Origin of the sequence: Kitasatospora sp. RG8 (assembly GCF_017813315.1) — a bacterium.
Classification (GTDB): Bacteria; Actinomycetota; Actinomycetes; order Streptomycetales; family Streptomycetaceae; genus Kitasatospora.
In genome coordinates, this window is record NZ_JAGIYX010000007.1 from 228,168 (window position 1) to 244,963 (window position 16,796).

Below are 16,796 nucleotides of genomic sequence, written 5' to 3' on the forward strand. Positions count from 1 at the left end.
TCGGACCCGCAGCTGGCGCGCTGCAATCTCGGCCCCGACGACGGCTGATGACCAACCGGGACGGCCCTTCGGCGCCTGCACCGGCAGGCGCCTCCACCGTCACGATTCCGTACGTGTGCGTCCGGGCTGGGCGGGTAGGCGCAGAACCACGCCTATGACAAGGGAGGAACCCATGTCCACTGATGCCATTGTTCTGCTGAAGGAGGAGCACAAGGAGGTGCGCCGCCTCGTCCGGGCGCTCGAAGGCGCAGACGAGGGCGCCACGGAGGTCAAGGCGGACCTCGTGAGTAGGATCGTGGAAGCGTTGACGGTCCACACCTTCATCGAGAACGAGGTCATGTACCCCGCGGTCCGCGAACTCGTCCCCGCCCTCGAGCGGGACATCCTGGAATCCTTCGAGGAGCACCACGTCGCCGACCTGTTGTGCGCCGAACTCGACGCGATGGGGCCCGATGACGAGCGCTTCGACGCGAAGGCAACCGTGCTCATCGAGACCGTCGGTCACCACATCGAGGAGGAGGAGAACGACTGGTTCCCGAAGGTTCGCGACGCCTTGGGCCGCACAGAGCTCCAGGCGATCGGGGCCCGCATGCTGGAGGCTCGTGCCACAGCGCCCCGCCGACCTGCTCAGCCAGGCGCCCTGAAGAAGGCCGCTGATGCGATCCTCCGCTGACCAGGGGCGGGCCTGTGGCTTTCTTCTTCCCGGAATCGGCCCTCGCCCCGCATCGGCGTAGGACCGGTTCACTGCGGCGCCGTTGAGGGCGGAGTTCGGCTCCTGCGGCCAGTCCGTCGGGGCGGGCCGCAGCGAGAGCCGGATCGCAGCCGCTCGAGCCACTGAGGAAAGCCATCGCATCGAGTCGGTGAAGAGACCTTCAAATCCCGGCTCCCGACGATTCCTGAGGCCGCACCCTCGCTGCTGCGGAGGACCAGACGGCCCGGATCAGCTGACGTCCGGCAGGCGTGCTTGAAGGTTGCCCGCCCTGTCCGTGCGGGTGACGAAGCGCGGCTGCGGGGCCGTGGCAGGCCCGTCGACGTTCCAGCCGTCGGACAGGCGGAAGACGCTGCCGTGCCAGGGGCAGGTCACGCAGCCGTCGGCGACCTCGCCCTCCGAGAGGGGGCCCGAGGAGTGGCTGCACCGGTCGGCGAGCACATGGAACACCTCGTCGGATTCCCGGACCACCAGCACCGGCACCTCGCCGACCGTCCGACGCGTCGCCTCACCGACGACGAACTCCTCGGCGCGCCCGAGTGTGTGCCAGCGAGGCTCGACCAGGTGCGGGACGGGCTCTGCCTTGTTGGCGCCGGCAGCCTGGCGGTAGGCGAGGTGGCCGCCGACTGCTGCGCCGCTTCCGGCTGCGGTCAGTCCGGCGAGGCCGAGGACGCGTCCGAGGCGGATGCGGCCACACGAGCGGGCCGCCCACGACGCACCGTAGAGGCCGATCGCGGCCGCCATCGACGCGGCGTGCAGCAGGCCGGTGCGCCTCTGCTGCTCGTGCTGGTCCGCCCAGTCGACCCACCCCGAGAGGGCCGCCGGAACGGCGGTCGCCACGCCGGCCGCGACCAGAAGCCGTGCTGCGCGCTCCGAGCCGGGCACCAGGTCGAGCAGGACTGAGGACATCCAGGCGCCGATCGGCAGTTGGACGAGGGCCGGGTGCAGCGGATGCCCCAGGGGCCGACCGTGCAACGCCCCGCGCATCCGCCCCAGCGGCAGTGCCTGGACGGCGCGCGTCAGCGGCTCGACGATGGGGTCGAGCTCTGCTGCCCCACCCACGGCATCGAGCCCCTTCAGGGCCCGGGCACCGATGCCGCCGCGGTCATCGGACCGGGTGGCGGCTGTGATGCGCGCGATGAAGGTTCCCATGGGGACAACGCTGCCCTCACCGCCGACCCGGCGCGGCCCGTGCTGAGCCGAGCGGAGTAACGGTGAAGACGGCTGCCGGGTGGCTCCGGGGGTCGGTGCCGCGCGATCCGACCGGTATCCGCGCGGCGCGTCGGTATCGGGAAGGAGTTTCGGGGAGCCGCCGCCCGGCCCGCCCAGCCGGCCGGGATGGCCCGGCGACGTGTTGCACCCGGATGGCTCCCTACATCACCGCTGCTCGTCGACACCGTCAACGCCACCGGGGGTGCCCTGTGCCCTGTGCCCCCGGACCGGGCTGCACGACCGCCCTGAGCCCCCCGTCACACGCTGCGGTCCTCCGGTCAGGGCTGTTCGCCGTCGGGCCAGGTGCTGGTGTCCCGGGGCCGGACGTACGGCTCCTCGCCCTTCGGCAGGCCACCCTCGATGGCGCGTTCACGCGAGAGTTCGGCGTCGAACTCCAGGCCGAGGAGGATTGCGAGGTTGGAGATCCACAGCCAGACCAGGAAGACGATGACGCCGGCCAGGGTGCCGTACGTCCTGTTGAAGGACGAGAAGCTCGCGACGTACCCGGCGAACCCCGCCGAGGCCGCCATCCAGAGCGCCACCGCGAGCACGCTGCCCGGGGAGATCCAGCGGAAACCGCGGTCGCGCACGTTTGGCGCGGCCCAGTACAGCACTGCGATCATCAGCACGACGAGGAGCACCAGGACCGGCCACTTGGCGATCGACCAGACTGTGAGCGCGGTACTGCCCAGGCCCAGGGCCCGGCCGACGTGGTCCGCCAGCGGCCCGGTGAACACGACGATGACCGCGCTCGCCGCCAGCAGCACCATCAGCAGCAGCGTCAGCCCCAGCCGCAACGGGGTGGTCTTCCACACCGGGCGGCCTTCCCGGATGTCGTACACGGAGTTGGAGGAGCGGATGAACGCCGCGACGTAGCCGGAGGCCGACCACAGGGCGGCCGCCAAGCCCACGATCAGCAGGACCGTGCTGGTGCCGCTGTTGTTCTGCAACTGGTCGACGGCATTGCGCAGGATGTCCCGGGCAGCGCCTGGCGCGAGCTTTTGCACATTGTCCAAAATCGTGTCGGTGGCCGACTTGCCGATCACTCCGAGCACGGAGACGAGCACGAGCAGCGCCGGGAAGATTGCCAGGACGCTGTAATAGGTAAGAGCGGCGGCGCGGTCGGGCAGTTCGTCCTCCAGGAACTCCTTGCCGGTGCGCCGCAGTACCGCCCACCAGGAGCGCCGGGACAAATCACTGAGCGCGTCGGGCGCGGCCGCCTCCACGCGACGGCTCGGGCCCGGCCCGGTGCCGTTCTCCTCGCCGTCGTCGCGGCGCGATCGCTTGAAGAGGGATGCCATACCGGGCGTCTGTCCGCAACGTCGCCAGCCAATCATCCGGGCCCGGTGTCCTAACTGCGGGCCGTCCGCGCCGTCGTCCACGCTGCCAAGAGGTCGCGGTCCGACTTCACGGCCTCACCTCCACCACGACAACCCGCCTGCTCGTCGCCGCCATGTGGTTGAACTACCTTGGCCCGCTTGAAAGCAGTTCCGCGCGATTGCCACGGGTTCGACAAGGTCGCCGCCCGTTACCGAGCGGGACCCGTCCTGGTATCCCTGATCCTCCGACTCCGCGAACCGCAAGATCATCAACTGTCAGACACGCCGTGGTCGGAGGGCGGCAGTAGCGTTCCCAGCGGGCCCAGGTCCAAGTTGAGGTCCTCCATCGTCAGGCCGTACCGGGCGCAGAGCTCGCCCATGCGGTCGTGGAGGGCCATGAGGGTGGCTCCGAGTGTCTCTTCCTGTTCCTCGCTGAGGTCGCCGGTCTCGACACGGTGGATGGCCTGACGCTCCATGAGCTGGCGTAGGAGTTCGACGATGGTGAGGACGAGTTTCATCAGGTCCCGTTCGACCCTTTCCGGGTCGGTGGAGATCCTGCGTGGCCGGCCCGGCGGTGTGCCGTGGGCCGGCAGCGGACTGTCGTGGGATGTCGCGGGCAGGAGACGGAAGGCGCGGGCGGCTGCTTCGGCCACCTCGTCGAACCGGCCGCGAGGCAGACGTTCGTCACCGGTCATGGCTGTTCCCGCCGCGGGCGTGGCCGATCATGAGAGGGGCGGGGTTCTGGTCGCTGACGGACAGGATGAGCGCCCGCAGGGAGATCCGGACGAGGTCGATGTCCGCGATGGACAGGACGACATCGCCCGTGAGGACCACGCCTCCGCTGAGCAGCCGGTCCAGCAGGTCGATCAGGGCTGCCTGGCGCTGCGGCGCGGCTGCCGCCCGCGGGCCGGGAGCCGCGCCATCGGGGTCGTTCACGGCGTGGCCTCTTCCGGGAGGCCGGGGGCGGCGAAGGAGTACGGGGCCCACGGCCCGGTGACGACGACGCGGAGCCCAGGCAGGGCGGTGGCCGAGCGCAGCACGTCGGCCCGGAACGCCTCGCCGTGGTCCAGCGGTACGAGGTAGGCGTCGTTGAGAACGTTCACGCCCGGTTCGATGGCCAGCTCGCCCTCCTGCGGCCGGTGCCGGACGCGGTCCACGGCATGGGACAGGGCTGCTGCCTCGATCAGCTCGGCCCCACGCCCGGCTACGCGGAGGGCGTCCTGTTGCGCGTCCCGGTCGGCCCGGCGCCGGCGCAGGTAGGCACGTCCGGGGCCGAGATCAGGCCCGGGCGAGGGGGCTGGTGGTGGGTCAGGTGGGGCGTCGATGTACAGCTTCACGCCCCATTCCACGTACCCGGTCAGCCGGGACAACCGGTCCACGAAGACCTCCAGCCCGTCGTCGAGCATGTTCCGCACCCGGTCGTCGTCGAGGTACACCGTCGCCAGGCGCAGCGGAACGACGGTGGTGCACGCCGAGATTGCCTCGACGACGCCGTGGTGGGAACGGGCAAGCGCCTCCAGCCACTCGAGGTTCTCGAGGTGACGGGGCAGGGCGGTCTCGTCGAAGTCCTCAGCGGGCACGGCACTCACGGCTGCCACGATGTCCCCGCCGTGAGTGCCGGACACCAGGTGGACCGGAGCGTTCACGACGCCGACCAGGCCTTCCACGGTCCGCTGCAGGCCGGCGGCGGTCCGTGCGACGGCGTACGTGTAGGCGAGCCCCCCGGTGGTCATGGCTCACCCCGGGGGGTGGTGCTGCGGGTCCTGGGTGCGGCCCGCTTCGGGCGGGCAGCGGATCGGGTGGTGTCGTTGCTCTCGGCCTGTTCCTCGATGGCTGACAGGGCGGCAGGGTCGGCGCGCAGGGCGTCGATCTGCTCGCGCAGACGCTGGTTCTCCTCGATCTGCTCGCGCAGACGCCGGTTCTCCTCGATCTGCTCGCGCAGGAACCGGTTCTCCTCTTCCAGGGACCGGCCGCTGTCCGCCCGGGAGGACAGCGAGGGGTCGTGCTCCCACCAGTCGATGCCCATCTCCTTGGCCTTGTCCACCGAGGCGATCAGCAGGCGCAACTTGATGGTGAGCAGTTCGATGTCGAGGAGGTTGATCTGGATGTCGCCCGCGATGACGATGCCCTTGTCGAGGACGCGTTCCAGGATGTCGGCGAGGCTCGCGGAGGCCTGCCCGTAGGGCGGCGCGGACCTGGAGGGGAGCGAGCCGAGGCGGTTGGCGATGGGGTCTGTCACGGATCGACCTCGCTTCGCTGCCGGGTGCGTGCGGATGGGGTCACGTGTCGTCGTCGGGCTGTCTGCGAGCCCTGATCTCGTCCAGGCGGTCGAGGAGTTCGTCCTCACGGCGGTCGAAGGTCTCCTCGTCGATGTCTCCCGCCAGGAGAGCCCTCTCGAGTGCGGCGAGTTCCCGTTCTACAGGCGCAGGGTCGTAGTACTGGTCCTCCGCGGCCTCGACGACGCGTTCCAGCACCCACACGGTGCCGCGCACCGGTGCGAGCGGGAGTGTCAGGATCTGGGTGAGCAGGCCCACGGGGTGCCTCCGCTAGACGAAACTGTAGGCGGGCAGCGGGCCGTACAGCCGGAAGTCGAAGTCCTGGCCCAGCTCGTGGGTGAGCCCCTTCTCCGAGGCGAGGAACAGCTCCTGGTGTTCCTCGTCCACCAGGAAGGAGATGTTGAGGAAGTCGTCCCCGGTGGGCTCGGAGATCCTCTCCTGGCGGGTGTGGGGGCGCAGCGCCTCGATGATTCCGGAGGCAAGCGCCTGGTGGCGGGCGAGGACTTCCTGGGCGACGAGTTCGCCGAGCGCCAGCGAGAGGTCCGGGCCGGCGTCGCCGGCCTTGATGTCGTCGTTCAGGCGCCTGGCCTCGGGCGACTCCTGGAGGATCTGACGCAGCAGCACGTCTTCCTCGATGGCCGCCTTCAGGTGGTACTCGGCGCAGCCTTCCAACGCCGTCAGACGCTGGGTGTACTCCTCCCGGCGCTCCTCGAGGACGCGGCGTACGGCGTCGTCGTCAGGGGCGGTGAAGCCGAAACGCAACGGCAGCACGGTGCCGGTGGTCATCAGGCGCTCCTGGACGGCCTGGTGTGCCATCAGGTCGCGTCGCTTGGGCCGTAGGCCCTCGGGGGCTTCGCTCACGACGGCGCAAAGTGTGTCCACGCACACGGTCCGTAGTTCGGCCGGCGCCTCGCCAACTCCCGTCAGGCCGTCCAGGTTGTGGGGGTGCGTAGCGGCGGTGATGGAGTAGACGTAGAGGGTCACGTCATTCCTCCCGTCGCCTGGTGGGTCGGCGGGTGGGCCTCGCGCGCTTCGGTTCGGCTTCCTCTTCCTCCTCGTCCTTGTCGCGCCCCAGGTGGAGGGAGTCGGTGACGGCTTCGACCGCGCCGCTGATCGCCCCCTTGCTCTTGCCGTGCGCTCCGCCCTCGGTCACTTTCCCAACGATGTCGGGGAGCTGTGCCGGCGCCTTGCGCCCGGATTCCAGATCCAGGCGGTTGCACGCCTCGGCGAACCGGAGGTAGGTGTCCACGCTTGCGACGACGATCCGGATATCAATCTTGAGGATCTCGATGCCGACCAGGGAGACCCGGACGAAGACGTCGATGACCAGCCCGCGGTCGAGGATCAGTTCGAGGATGTCGTAGAGGTTCCCGGTGTTCCCGCTGCGGGAAACACCTGCTGAGCTTTGTGGCACCACAGTCACGGTGCCTCCCTTCGCCGGCCTGCCGTCGCGGTGGGAGCGGATGATTCCGCTCCGTCGCGGGTGGCGGGCTCTCAGGTACGGCGGTCGATCTGTCCGCGGGTGTACCGGCGGATCCGCTCGTACGCCAGCAGTTCGCCCTCCTCGTCGAGCGACACTCGGTAGCTGGCCATCACGCTGGTCGTCTCCGGGATGCGTTCCAGTTCCACCACCTCCACGTCAGCCCGCCACCCGTCCTCGGAGGGCTTGAGCGCCGACACGGACTCGGGTACACGCCCCAGGAGTTCCGCGAGTTGCTCGGCGGCGGCGCGCATCGCCTGCGCCGCGGAGACCCGGCGCCGAGGGCGGCGTACCGTGTCCTGATCCTCGCTCGCCGCCCGCCGGGTCCCGGCGCCGCTGGGGCGCGCAGAGGTCGGAGCCGCGCGGGCAGGCCTTCTAGGCCTGACGCCGTCCTCCCTCTTGTCTGGGGCCATCTTCTTCTCCGGGATCGGAGGCGACGCGCTGCGAGGTGCCGGTGTGGGGCCGCCGGCAGCTATTCCATGATAGACGGCATTCCTCATGGATTCCGGTGACAGCCGTTCCCGCCCGGCCTGTGGCGGTGGTGGTCCGCGACCCCGGCCCCGCACGCTGTGGGCGAGAACCGCGACGGCTTGGTCGGCCGACGCAGGCCGGTGTCCCTGACGGAAACGGCCGACGCAGGCCCGGTCTCCCTGACGGAAACGGCCACTGCCCACATGGCGCATGCCTGCGGCTCTGGCCAGACTGGAAGTACGGAGTACTGGCAAAGGCACAGGGCCGCGTTCTCGACCGCCTGGTGCTTCACGACCCGGGCGGGTGCCGAGCAGTGCCCATCGGCGCCGCCAACATGAGCCGCCCCCCGTACGCGCGGTCCCGTCGATGCACGGCCGCCCAGCACCCCCGGGCAGGACGAGGGGCGGGGCGCAGGTCGCTCGCGTCGCACCGGTGCACGGAGCGAGCGAGTGCCGGAAAGGACGACCCCATGAAGGACACCACCAAAGTCGCTCTTGCGGCGGCGGTCGCCGGCGGGTACGTGCTCGGCCGCGCGAAGAAGGGGCGGCTCGCATTCGCCGTCGCGACGTACATCGCAGGGAGGCGGTTCGGGCTCGATCCGCGGGAGCTCGCCACCGAGGGGCTGCGGCGCCTCGGCGAGGTGCCGCAAGTCGCCGAGCTGAACGAGCAGGTCCGGGGCGAATTGCTCAACGTCGGCAAGCAAGCGGTGGCAGCGGCGGCCAACCGTCGCATTGGGGACCTCGCGGACTCCCTGCGGGAGCGCACGCTGAACGTGGGCAAGCCGAAGGAGGCGGAGGCGGAGGAGGAGCCGTACGACGAGGAGGAGCCGGAGGAGGAGTCGTACGACGAGGCGGAGCCGGAGGAGGAACCGTACGACGAGGAGGAAGAACCGGAGGAGGAGCAGGAACCGGAAGAGGAGGAACTGGAGGAGCCCGAGGAGGAGCCCGAGGAGGAGCCCGAGGAGGAGCCCGAGGAGGAGCCCGAGGACGAGGGCGAAGCCGAGAAGGCGCCACCACGCCGCAAGCGCGCATCGCGCTCCCGGGGAGCTGCCGAAACCGAAGAACGGCCGCGCTCACGTTCCTCGCGGACGGCCCCGAAGTCGGCGTCGAAGTCCGCACCCGTGCGCAAGCCCGCCAAGAAGGCCGCTGCCCCGGCGAAGAAGACGGCCCCGGCAGCGAAGAAGGCCCCCGCAGCGAAGAAGGCCCCCGCGAAGTCGGCTCCGCCCGCCAAGCGCTCGTCGACCCGCTCGACTCCGTCCAAGACGGCCGCCGCCAAGGCCCCGGGCAAGAAGACGGCCGCGCCCGCGAAGAAGACCGCGGCGAAGAAGGCCGCTGCCAAGACATCCACGCGGTCCACCCGTCGGAGGTAGGTCATGGCCAGGACGGAACAGGAGGCGCCTGAGCAATCGGGCGTCGACCGGCTGAAGGAGGAGCTCGTCCACTACCTCGGCGCCCAGTTGGAGAACCTGGTCGGAAAGGCCGGTGACAAGGTCGCCGATGTCACGAGCCAGCTGGGAGAAGTGGCCGAGAACGGCGGTGTGATGCCCAAAGTGGGCGCACGCGTCCTGCAGGGCGACTCACCGGTGAAGGCGTTCCTCGCCGAAAAGGCGAAGAGCATGAAGGACAACGTCGTCGAGAAGGTCAAGGGAGCGTTCGGTGGCGGCAAGGCCGGCCGGAAGGCCGGCAAGAAGGTCATGAACATCGTCGAGACACTCGACGTTGGCGTGCCGGTGCGGACGGTCTACGACCACTGGACCCAGTACGAGGACTTCGCGGGCTTCGCCAAGGGCGTGCAGGACATCTCACAGGGCGACGAGGTGACCACCGACTGGAAGGTCAAGGTCGGGCCCTCGAAGCGCAGCTACAAGGCGACCGTCCAGGAGCAGATCCCCGACGAGCGCATCGTGTGGACCTCACAGGGCGCCAAGGGCAGCACCCGTGGGGCCGTCAGCTTCCATGAGATCACTCCGAACCTGACGCGCATCGTTCTGGTGGTCGAGTACTTCCCCGCGGGATTCTTCGAGAAGACCGGGAACATCTGGCGCGCCCAGGGCCGCCGTCTGCGCCTGGACTTCAAGAACTTCCAGCGGCACGTTTCCCTCACCAACGACGAGGCCGAGGGCTGGCGTGGCGAAATTCGCGACGGCGAGGTCGTGCGAACCCACGAGGAGGCCATGGAGGAGGAAGCCGCCGAGAACGACCAGGAAGACCAGGAAGCGGAGGAGTACGAGGACGAGGGTGAGCCCGAGGAGCAGTACGACGAAGAGGAATTTGAGGACGGGGAGTACGACGAGGGAGCGGAGGACGAATACGAGGACGGGGAGGAGGCCGAGGACGAGGAGGAGGGCGACCGGGGCGGCGCCGACGACGAGGAGGACGAGGACGACGAAGCACGCTACGAGGAGGAAGACGAGGAGTGAGCGTCGTGACTCCGAGCCGTTGATCCCCACCCAGCCGCGCTCAAGGCCATCGGAGGAGTGCTGCCCACACTGCGCTTCGGCCCATCCGGCTTCCGCTAGGCCCGCCCAAAGAGGTGTGAAGAGACATAAATGGGGCAAGCGCGAAGCTAGTGATCGACCCCCAGAGGAACGAGGACAGGATGAGCGCGGGAAAGAAGGCCAAACACACCGCGGAGACGGCCAAGGGCAAGGTCAAGGAGGCCACGGGAAAGGCCGTCGGCAACGAGTCCCTTGTCGTGAAGGGCAAGGCCGAGCAGGTCAAGGGCAACGCTGCTCAGGCCGGACAGAAGATGAAGGACGCCCTGAAGCCCTAGCAGTGCCTGGGGAGGGCCGGCCGCCCGCGTATTCGGCGCGTGTTCACGCCAGGTCGCCGATCGAGCGCGGGTGGCCGCTTCTGCACCGCACCGCACCCGTCAGCATTCCACCCGTTGCCACTTGCCCCGGCCCGCGGACTGGCTCGACTCTGGGCGGAGGGCGGTGTACCGAAGAGCCGCGCGGACTGCCTTCTGACGTACGGCCCTTGGAGCCCTCGTCGTTCTCGTCGTCCTGCTCCCCGGTTGCCCGGTGGCGGTTTTGACGCCCGGTCGCTTTGGGAATCGCCCGCTGAACTTTCGTCGGCCCCCGCGCCGGCGTCGCCGCCCGCCGACTGGTCAGCGAGTCAGCGAGCCCCTGGACCGCCGCGTGACGGCTGAGCGCCGGGGACTCCCGCCCGGGCAGCCCCCGGTCGCGAACGGGCCGCGACGGGGGTTGTGAAGCAGGTCGGCAAGTCGACGCGGCGGCAACGGTGCCCCGGTCCCCCCGGCCGGACGAGGGTCCCCCCGGCCGGACGAGCCGGATGAGCCGGACGAGCCGGACGAGCCGGATGAGCGGGCGCCCGGGCCGTCCGCCGAAGGCTGTCGTCCGGAACGCCGGCGGGGGCGCGGTTCAGCAGACCCGGGATCGGGTAGGCGCCGTCCGCGCGCGCCGCCGGTGGACAACCACGGCCAAGACGCATGCGGCCGCCCCCGCCCCTACCAGGACCAAGGTCAGCGACTTACGGGAGACCTGGCCGGTCCGTACGGCGGCTTCCCGCAGCGGCTCCGGAGTTTTTTCCTGAACGGTGTGGGCAACGGCTGCCGCCGTGTGCGCCAGATGCTCCTTGGCATGGGACACCGCGGCCTGGCCCGAATGCGTTGCCTGGGTGGCTTTGTCACGCGCGTGGGCGGTGGCGCCCGCCGTCGTACTGTGCAGGCGGTTCTTGACCTGTGCCGCCCTCACCTGGACCTGGGTCTCACCCTCGATCTTGGACGTGATCTCCTCAATGCTCTGCCCGAGTCGCTGCCGGGCGTGCTGAATGCTCTCGCGCAGTCCGTCACCCGCGTTCGAGGAGCGGTCGGCGTCAGGTGTGTCCGTCATGGGTGGACCCTTTCCTGGATGTTTGCGATGTCGGTCTTCACACGGGCGGTCATCTTTGGGATCGGAGGGGGCGTCTGCCCGGATGCCGGAGGCGTGGTGCGGTCCGGGTCCGCCGACGGCGGGTACCAACGCCTGTGCGGTGCTGGTGCCGACGACTGCCGCGACACCGGACAGCCCGTCGGGCGTTTATCCCCGACGGCCCCGCTCAATCATCCGCCCTGCCGATGGCCGAGTCGCGGCGACGTGCGGGGGCAGGCATCCCCTCCACGGCGTCACCATGGAGTCCCTCGACCTCCGTGTGCTCGTGAACCGCCTCAGGCGGCGAACCCCTCGAACGAGGAATTCCGGGAAGCCGACGCACCTGCTGCCCCAGACCCCGGCCGCGCCGCTCACGACACGGCGAAGGAGCCGGGGATGGCCGTCTCGGGGCAGAACACCAGACGAGCGCCTGCATCTCCGGCGTGCGCTTACGACGGCACCTCGCCGTTCCCGGACGACACCACTGCGGTCGGCGAGCAGGTACCGACCTGGCAGCTCGCGCTGACGGCGGTGGTCGTCGCGTGTCCCTTCCTCGCGATGGTGCTGGCCGGATGGCTGCTGTGGGGAAGCCTCATCGGGCCGGCGGACGTGATCTTGGCCGTCGTCCTCTACACGTTCACGGGTCTGGGTGTGACGGTCGGTTTCCATCGCGGCCTCACGCACCACAGCTTCACCCCGAGCCGCCCGATGAAGATCGCGATGGCGGTCGCCGGGTCGATGAGCTTCCAGGGCGATGTGATCGGCTGGGTCGCCACTCACCGCCGTCATCACGCCTTCACCGACCGGCCCGGAGACCGCCACTCACCGTTCCGCTTCGGCACCAGCCTCGTCGGTGAACTCCGCGGCCTGGTGCACGCCCACGTCGGCTGGCTGTTCACCGCCGACGCGACACCACCGGAACGCTACGCGCCCGACCTGCGGGCCGACCCCGACCTACGGGCCGTCTCACGCGCCTTCCCCGCGCTGTGCCTGCTCTCCCTCGCCGTTCCCGTCGGCGCGGGCTGGGCGGTCGGCGGCACCTGGCACGCCGCGCTCACCGCCCTGGTGTGGGCCGGGCTCGTCCGCGTCGCCCTGCTGCAGCACGTCACGTGGAGCGTCAACTCCCTCTGCCACATGATCGGCCGGCGTCCCTTCCGCACCCGCCGCCACGACCGGGTCACCAACCTGTGGCCGCTGGCCCTGCTCTCCTTCGGCGAGAGCTGGCACAACCTGCACCACGCCGATCCCACCTGCGCCCGCCACGGCGTCGACCGCCACCAGATCGATCCCACCGCCACCGTCATCCGCCTGGCCGAACGCCTCGGCTGGGTGCACAACGTGCGCTGGCCGGTCCCCGACCGCGTCGCAGGCCGTCGGCGGCCTTGCCGCTGGAGTCATCCTCCTCGCCATCGGGCTCGTCACGGGAGTCTCCTTCCTGTGGACCGTCGGCATCGTCCTGGCCCTCATCGGCGCCACCCTGCTGATCATGGGCTCGCTCGGCCACGAGGTCGCCGGCCGCCGCCACTACTGGTAGACCCGGCTGCTCTCTGCTATCCACCGACCGGCTCGGAGCCCGCATTGCGGGCTCCGAGCCTCGCCCGGGCCGGACCACCGCGCAGCGCATCCACCCGGACAACGCCGGCCAGTAGTGCGCGGCGGGCGGGACACCCTCCGGATCCCGGACCGGTCTCCGCCTCCTTCTGCTTCTTTCCCTCCCGGCCGGGGAGGGGCCGCACGCGGGCCGTGCTGCGACGGCGCAGTACGGCCCGGGCGGGGTACAGACTGGGTATGCCACCGTGGTTCACCCGGGCCGTCTGGACAAGGAGGCGAGTGATGGTTCTCTTCCTTTCAGTCGTCATCGTGGCGATCGTGCTGGGCATCGTGGGTGTCGCGGTGCACGGGATGCTGTACCTGCTTGCCATCGGTGTCCTCCTTCTCATCGCCGACGTGGTGTTCCTCGGTGTGCGCTCAGCACGGAGCCGCCGCACGACGCGGTGAGACCCACGCCATCACGACGATCGATCCGCGTCGGCCCCTGCTGCGCTTGGCGGAGCCCCTGCCGGACGTGCAAGGGCCCGCCCGGCGGCGTGCGCTGAGCTGGATCGGGCTCTCCGGCCGCGTCGCCTGTGCCCGGCGCGCGGCCTTGGTCCCCGCATTGCCGTATGTGCCTCCCCCTGGCGCGGTGGATCGGGAAGGGGGACGGCCCGAAGGGATGACTTCATGAACATCACCACCAAGGTCGCTCTGGGCGTCGCGGTCGCCGGCGGATATGTACTCGGACGTGCGAAGAAGGGGCGGCTGGCGTTCGCCGTCGCGACGTACATCGCCGGAAGGCGGTTTGGACTCGACCCGCGGCAGCTCGCCACCGAAGGGCTCCGGAAGCTGGGTGAGGTCCCTCAGGTCGCCGAGCTCAGCGAGCAGGTCAAGGGGGAGTTCCTGGAGACGGGCAAGAAGGCATTGGTCGCTGAGGCCAACCGACGCGTCGGCGAGTTCGCCGACTCCCTGCACGAGCGCACGCTCAATATCGGCAAGCAGAAGGAGCAGGAGGAGGAGCCGGAGGAGCCCGAACGCAGGTCGGCGAAGAAGGCCCCGGCCAGGAAGCTGGCCCCTCCAGCCAAGAAGGCGTAGGCGAAGAGTGCATCCCCTGCGGCACGTTCAACGGGTCGAAAGCGGAGTTTCAAGGCCACCGTGCAGGAGCAGGTGCCGGACGAGCGCATCGTGTGAACGTCGCAGTGCGCGACGCCCTGGGCCGTAAGGAGCCTCAGGAGATCGGGGCCCGCATGCTGGAGGTCCGCGCGACGGCACCCCACCGGCCCGAGCACCCGGGCTCGCTCAAGAAGGCCGCCGACGCGCTCCTGGGGTGACGCACAGGCGCCCCCGCCCCGCTCTGCTGCCCGTCATACTTGCCGTTGGCGGCGACGCGCCCACGGTGGGTGGTTGCCAACGGCGGGACGGGGGCCCTGCCGCAAGCCGAACCGCTGCCCCGCCACGCCGGTCCGGAGGGATTGGACCTGAGCGCCCCGGCGGCACGGTCGGAACCCGCTGTGCGGACTCGCGACCGTGCCGCCGGGGCTGGGTGCGCCTTGGGTGCGTCTCAGTAGTAGTGGCGGCGGCTGCCGACCTGGTGGCCGACGGCGCCCAGGATCCAGAGGATCAGGCCGATGACGACCAGGACGATGCCGATGGTCCACAGGATGGAAATGCTGGTGAGGAATCCGATGAGGAGGAGGATGACTCCCAGGATGATCACGATGACCTCCGTTGTGCGTTCCCCCCTGCCGATGTGGGTTCTCCGTAGATGCGGAGGTGATGCTTCGCCTTTCCTGTGTTCCGCCGGTGTCTCTGAGGAATTGCGTGCGGTGCCGTTCCGGTCCCGCCGCCGGCGCTAGCAATCCCGTGTCCGGTGTCGGCGGTGGTCAGGGGTGTGGGGTGAGGTGGTGGTGAGGCCGGTGAGGGGGATGTCGAGGCCGCTTCCGAGTCCGGCGGCGCCGTCGTAGGTGGCCAGGGCGGTGACGAGGCCGAGTCGAGGACCGGTCCAGGGTCCGGACTCGTTACTTTCTGTCGTGGCACGTGGCACGTGGCACGTGGCATCGCGGTCGGGGCTGGGGGGCGTCGTCGGGGTGTGGAGGTCGTCGATGGTGATGTCGACGCGTGTGACGGCGAGTCCCAGGGTGTGTTGTGCGTTGTACAGGACGGACTGGCGGACCTGGTCGGCCTGGGGGAGCAGCGGGTGGGACGGGTCGGCGGTGAGGGTCATGGTGGCGTGGATGGTTCTGCCGTCGGGGGCGGGTGTGAGGCGGCAGCTTCCGGCCCGGGCGGTGCCGGCGTTGTCGGCGGCGCGGCGCAGTGTTCTGGCGGCGGTGTTCTCGTCGATGTGGGGTCCGTGGGCGGGGTCGTCACGGGAAAGCCGTCGTCCTCGTCGGTGTTCGGCCCGTACCGCGCGCATGACCCGCTCTGCCAGGGCCGTGTTCCGGCTGTCGGGTCCCTGGGCGCGTAGGGCCTCGGTGGCCTGATGCAGGAGGCGTTGCCTTCGGGCGTCGTCGGGCTCGTCGGGACTGTCCGTGGTCCGATCGGTGCCGGGCCGTGTCGGTGTCCGGGGCGGGCGGGGTTCTAGCGCCATGAGCCCATCGCCTCCGCCAGGGATCGGCGTGCGCGGGACAGCCTGCCGCGTACGGTCTGTTCGCTGATGCCGAGGGTTCGTGCGATCTCGCCGTAGTGCATGTCGTGCAGTTCGCGCAGGATCCAGCAGGCCCGCTGGCCGGGGTCGATGCCGGCCAGCGCGCGGGCGAGTGCGCGTGCCGCGGCGTGAGCCTCGGCCACCTGCTCTGGGGCTCCGAGCGTGGGGAAGGCCGCGGGTTCGGGCTGGACGTCAAGGGGCGCGGGGGGCGGGGGACGGCTGCGCAGGAGGCTGAGGCAGCGGTTGGTGACGATGCGGTAGAGCCAGGTGCGGAACGCGGCATCGCCCCGGAATTCCGGTAGTCGCCTCCACGCGCTGAGGAGGGACTCCTGGACCATGTCCTCGGCGTCCTGCCGGTTTCCGGTCAGGTGACGGGCGAGGGTGAGGAGGACGGCGCTGTGGCGGCCGACCAGGACGGCGAAGGCGTAGTCGTCGCCCTCCGCTGCGCGGACCGCGAGGAGCTGATCGCTGACCGGGGTGGTGCGGACCAGGCGGGTTGCGGTGGACCGGGATGGCAGGCGCCAAGGCGCGGCCAGGCGGTCTTGTCGGGCGTGCGGAAGGGGAGGCCGCTCGCGGAAGCCGGCTGTGGTGTGGGTCTGCGCTGTGCTCATGATGGCGTCCGGTCGCCGATGCTGTATGCCTCTCGCGCCTGTCCGTTATCCAGGCAGTTATGCCGAGGGCGTGAGGATTTCGTACGGGCAGCGTCCAACAGTTCAGCGGGCCCGGCTGGGCTCGCACCGGGGCGAGTTCAAGGAGGCGTGCCATGACGGACACGTCCAGCAGTTTCCCGCAGGGTGACGGACGCCCGGAGGACGGCCCACAAGGTCCCAGCGGCGCGGACCGGGTGCCCGAGGAGCGGGGGAAGACGACCATCGCGGACAGCGTTGTGGAGAAGATCGTGGGCACCGCCGCACGGGACGTTCCCGGTATCCACGCCCTGGGAGCCGGGATGTCCCGCACCATAGGCGCGGTACGTGAACGCGTTCCGGGTGGGGGACGGGCGAGCGTCAGGGGCGGCGTGAAGGTCGAGGTGGGCGAGCGCCAGGCTGCCGTAGACCTCGTCGTCGTCGTCGAGTACGGCGTCCCCATCACCGACCTGGCGGGCGACGTGCGCGTCAGTGTCATCTCGGCAGTGGAACGCCTGACCGGCCTGGAGGTCGTGGAGGTGAACATCGCCGTCGACGACGTCCACCTTCCCGACGAGGACGACGACACCGAGAGCCGCGTTGCCTGACCCGCAGCCGCCCGGCCCCGCACCGCCGTTGCCGGGACGTAGCAGGG

General features: G+C 70.1%; 22 protein-coding genes and 1 pseudogene. 9 read left to right on the plus strand and 14 right to left on the minus strand.

All coding sequences use genetic code 11. The features are described 5' to 3' along the window. Nucleotides 1-172 precede the first annotated feature (172 nt). The gene (locus J5Y04_RS13970; protein WP_209412304.1) at nt 173-673 is read left to right on the plus strand and encodes a hemerythrin domain-containing protein; all 501 of its coding nucleotides are present in this window, start codon (nt 173-175) and stop codon (nt 671-673) included. A gap of 267 nt (nt 674-940) precedes the next feature. Here the strand turns inward: J5Y04_RS13970 and J5Y04_RS13975 are convergent, their stop codons facing one another. From J5Y04_RS13975 to J5Y04_RS14020, 10 genes are all read right to left on the minus strand, one after another. Continuing rightward, the gene (locus tag J5Y04_RS13975) at nt 941-1,861 is read right to left on the minus strand and encodes a Rieske (2Fe-2S) protein (protein ID WP_209412305.1); all 921 of its coding nucleotides are present in this window, start codon (nt 1,859-1,861) and stop codon (nt 941-943) included. 338 nt (nt 1,862-2,199) lie between these two features. Next, on the minus strand, nt 2,200-3,222 hold the full coding sequence (locus tag J5Y04_RS13980) for a YihY/virulence factor BrkB family protein (RefSeq protein WP_209412306.1): 1,023 nt from the start codon (nt 3,220-3,222) through the stop codon (nt 2,200-2,202). Nucleotides 3,223-3,509: 287 nt separating this feature from the next. Next, nucleotides 3,510-3,935 carry a gas vesicle protein K gene (locus J5Y04_RS13985; RefSeq protein ID WP_209412307.1) on the minus strand — a complete coding sequence of 142 codons (426 nt, stop codon included), beginning with the start codon at nt 3,933-3,935 and terminating at the stop codon, nt 3,510-3,512. Further along, a complete protein-coding gene (locus J5Y04_RS13990) occupies nt 3,925-4,176 on the minus strand; it encodes a gas vesicle protein (RefSeq protein WP_209412308.1) in 252 nt (83 codons plus the stop codon). Before J5Y04_RS13990 ends, J5Y04_RS13985 begins: the two co-directional genes overlap by 11 nt. Beyond that, on the minus strand, nt 4,173-4,973 hold the full coding sequence (locus J5Y04_RS13995) for a GvpL/GvpF family gas vesicle protein (RefSeq protein WP_209412309.1): 801 nt from the start codon (nt 4,971-4,973) through the stop codon (nt 4,173-4,175). The genes J5Y04_RS13990 and J5Y04_RS13995 overlap by 4 nt, the downstream gene beginning before the upstream one ends. Then, complete coding sequence (gvpJ, locus tag J5Y04_RS14000; protein WP_209412310.1) at nt 4,970-5,479, minus strand: gas vesicle protein; 510 nt, start codon at nt 5,477-5,479, stop codon at nt 4,970-4,972. Before gvpJ ends, J5Y04_RS13995 begins: the two co-directional genes overlap by 4 nt. Nucleotides 5,480-5,519: 40 nt before the next feature. Next, nucleotides 5,520-5,774 carry a gas vesicle protein GvpG gene (locus J5Y04_RS14005; RefSeq protein ID WP_209412311.1) on the minus strand — a complete coding sequence of 85 codons (255 nt, stop codon included), beginning with the start codon at nt 5,772-5,774 and terminating at the stop codon, nt 5,520-5,522. Nucleotides 5,775-5,786: 12 nt separating this feature from the next. Next, nucleotides 5,787-6,500: a GvpL/GvpF family gas vesicle protein gene (locus tag J5Y04_RS14010; protein ID WP_209412312.1), complete on the minus strand. Its 714-nt coding sequence runs from the start codon at nt 6,498-6,500 to the stop codon at nt 5,787-5,789. A 1-nt stretch (nt 6,501) separates the two neighbouring features. Continuing rightward, on the minus strand, nt 6,502-6,939 hold the full coding sequence (locus J5Y04_RS14015) for a gas vesicle structural protein GvpA (RefSeq protein ID WP_209412313.1): 438 nt from the start codon (nt 6,937-6,939) through the stop codon (nt 6,502-6,504). A 71-nt stretch (nt 6,940-7,010) separates the two neighbouring features. After that, complete coding sequence (locus tag J5Y04_RS14020; RefSeq protein ID WP_209412382.1) at nt 7,011-7,409, minus strand: gas vesicle protein; 399 nt, start codon at nt 7,407-7,409, stop codon at nt 7,011-7,013. Nucleotides 7,410-7,936: 527 nt separating this feature from the next. Between J5Y04_RS14020 and J5Y04_RS14025 the strand changes: the two genes are divergently transcribed. The 3 genes from J5Y04_RS14025 (at nt 7,937) to J5Y04_RS14035 (ending at nt 10,239) form a co-directional block, all read left to right on the plus strand. After that, nucleotides 7,937-8,836 (plus strand): histone protein, encoded by a 900-nt coding sequence (locus tag J5Y04_RS14025; RefSeq protein WP_209412314.1) that lies wholly within the window; start codon nt 7,937-7,939, stop codon nt 8,834-8,836. 3 nt (nt 8,837-8,839) lie between these two features. Then, nucleotides 8,840-9,886 carry an SRPBCC family protein gene (locus tag J5Y04_RS14030; RefSeq protein WP_209412315.1) on the plus strand — a complete coding sequence of 349 codons (1,047 nt, stop codon included), beginning with the start codon at nt 8,840-8,842 and terminating at the stop codon, nt 9,884-9,886. Between the two features lie 179 nt (nt 9,887-10,065). Next, entirely contained in the window at nt 10,066-10,239 is a 174-nt protein-coding gene (locus J5Y04_RS14035) for a CsbD family protein (protein WP_209412316.1), read from the plus strand. Between the two features lie 610 nt (nt 10,240-10,849). Here J5Y04_RS14035 and J5Y04_RS14040 read toward each other — a convergent pair. Further along, nucleotides 10,850-11,320 (minus strand): hypothetical protein, encoded by a 471-nt coding sequence (locus J5Y04_RS14040; RefSeq protein ID WP_209412317.1) that lies wholly within the window; start codon nt 11,318-11,320, stop codon nt 10,850-10,852. 414 nt (nt 11,321-11,734) lie between these two features. On the opposite strand from J5Y04_RS14040, the pseudogene J5Y04_RS14045 reads away from it, so the two are divergent. From J5Y04_RS14045 to J5Y04_RS14055, 4 genes and pseudogenes are all read left to right on the plus strand, one after another. Then, a pseudogene (locus J5Y04_RS14045) lies at nt 11,735-12,718 on the plus strand (acyl-CoA desaturase); the annotation flags it as partial. A 16-nt stretch (nt 12,719-12,734) separates the two neighbouring features. After that, complete coding sequence (locus tag J5Y04_RS41730; RefSeq protein WP_307853108.1) at nt 12,735-12,872, plus strand: DUF6131 family protein; 138 nt, start codon at nt 12,735-12,737, stop codon at nt 12,870-12,872. Between the two features lie 686 nt (nt 12,873-13,558). Next, complete coding sequence (locus tag J5Y04_RS14050; protein ID WP_209412318.1) at nt 13,559-13,966, plus strand: hypothetical protein; 408 nt, start codon at nt 13,559-13,561, stop codon at nt 13,964-13,966. A gap of 92 nt (nt 13,967-14,058) precedes the next feature. Beyond that, nucleotides 14,059-14,202: a hypothetical protein gene (locus tag J5Y04_RS14055; RefSeq protein ID WP_209412319.1), complete on the plus strand. Its 144-nt coding sequence runs from the start codon at nt 14,059-14,061 to the stop codon at nt 14,200-14,202. A 230-nt stretch (nt 14,203-14,432) separates the two neighbouring features. On the opposite strand, the gene J5Y04_RS14060 is transcribed toward J5Y04_RS14055, so the two are convergent. The 3 genes from J5Y04_RS14060 to J5Y04_RS14070 form a co-directional block, all read right to left on the minus strand. Continuing rightward, nucleotides 14,433-14,588: a DUF6131 family protein gene (locus tag J5Y04_RS14060; protein WP_209412320.1), complete on the minus strand. Its 156-nt coding sequence runs from the start codon at nt 14,586-14,588 to the stop codon at nt 14,433-14,435. 135 nt (nt 14,589-14,723) lie between these two features. Continuing rightward, complete coding sequence (locus J5Y04_RS14065) at nt 14,724-15,284, minus strand: hypothetical protein (protein WP_209412321.1); 561 nt, start codon at nt 15,282-15,284, stop codon at nt 14,724-14,726. Nucleotides 15,285-15,448: 164 nt separating this feature from the next. Beyond that, nucleotides 15,449-16,126: an RNA polymerase sigma factor gene (locus tag J5Y04_RS14070; protein WP_209412322.1), complete on the minus strand. Its 678-nt coding sequence runs from the start codon at nt 16,124-16,126 to the stop codon at nt 15,449-15,451. Between the two features lie 152 nt (nt 16,127-16,278). Here J5Y04_RS14070 and J5Y04_RS14075 point away from each other — a divergent pair, with 152 nt between their 5' ends. Continuing rightward, nucleotides 16,279-16,749, plus strand: coding sequence for an Asp23/Gls24 family envelope stress response protein (locus J5Y04_RS14075; RefSeq protein WP_209412323.1), 471 nt, complete (start codon nt 16,279-16,281; stop codon nt 16,747-16,749). Nucleotides 16,750-16,796 lie beyond the last annotated feature (47 nt).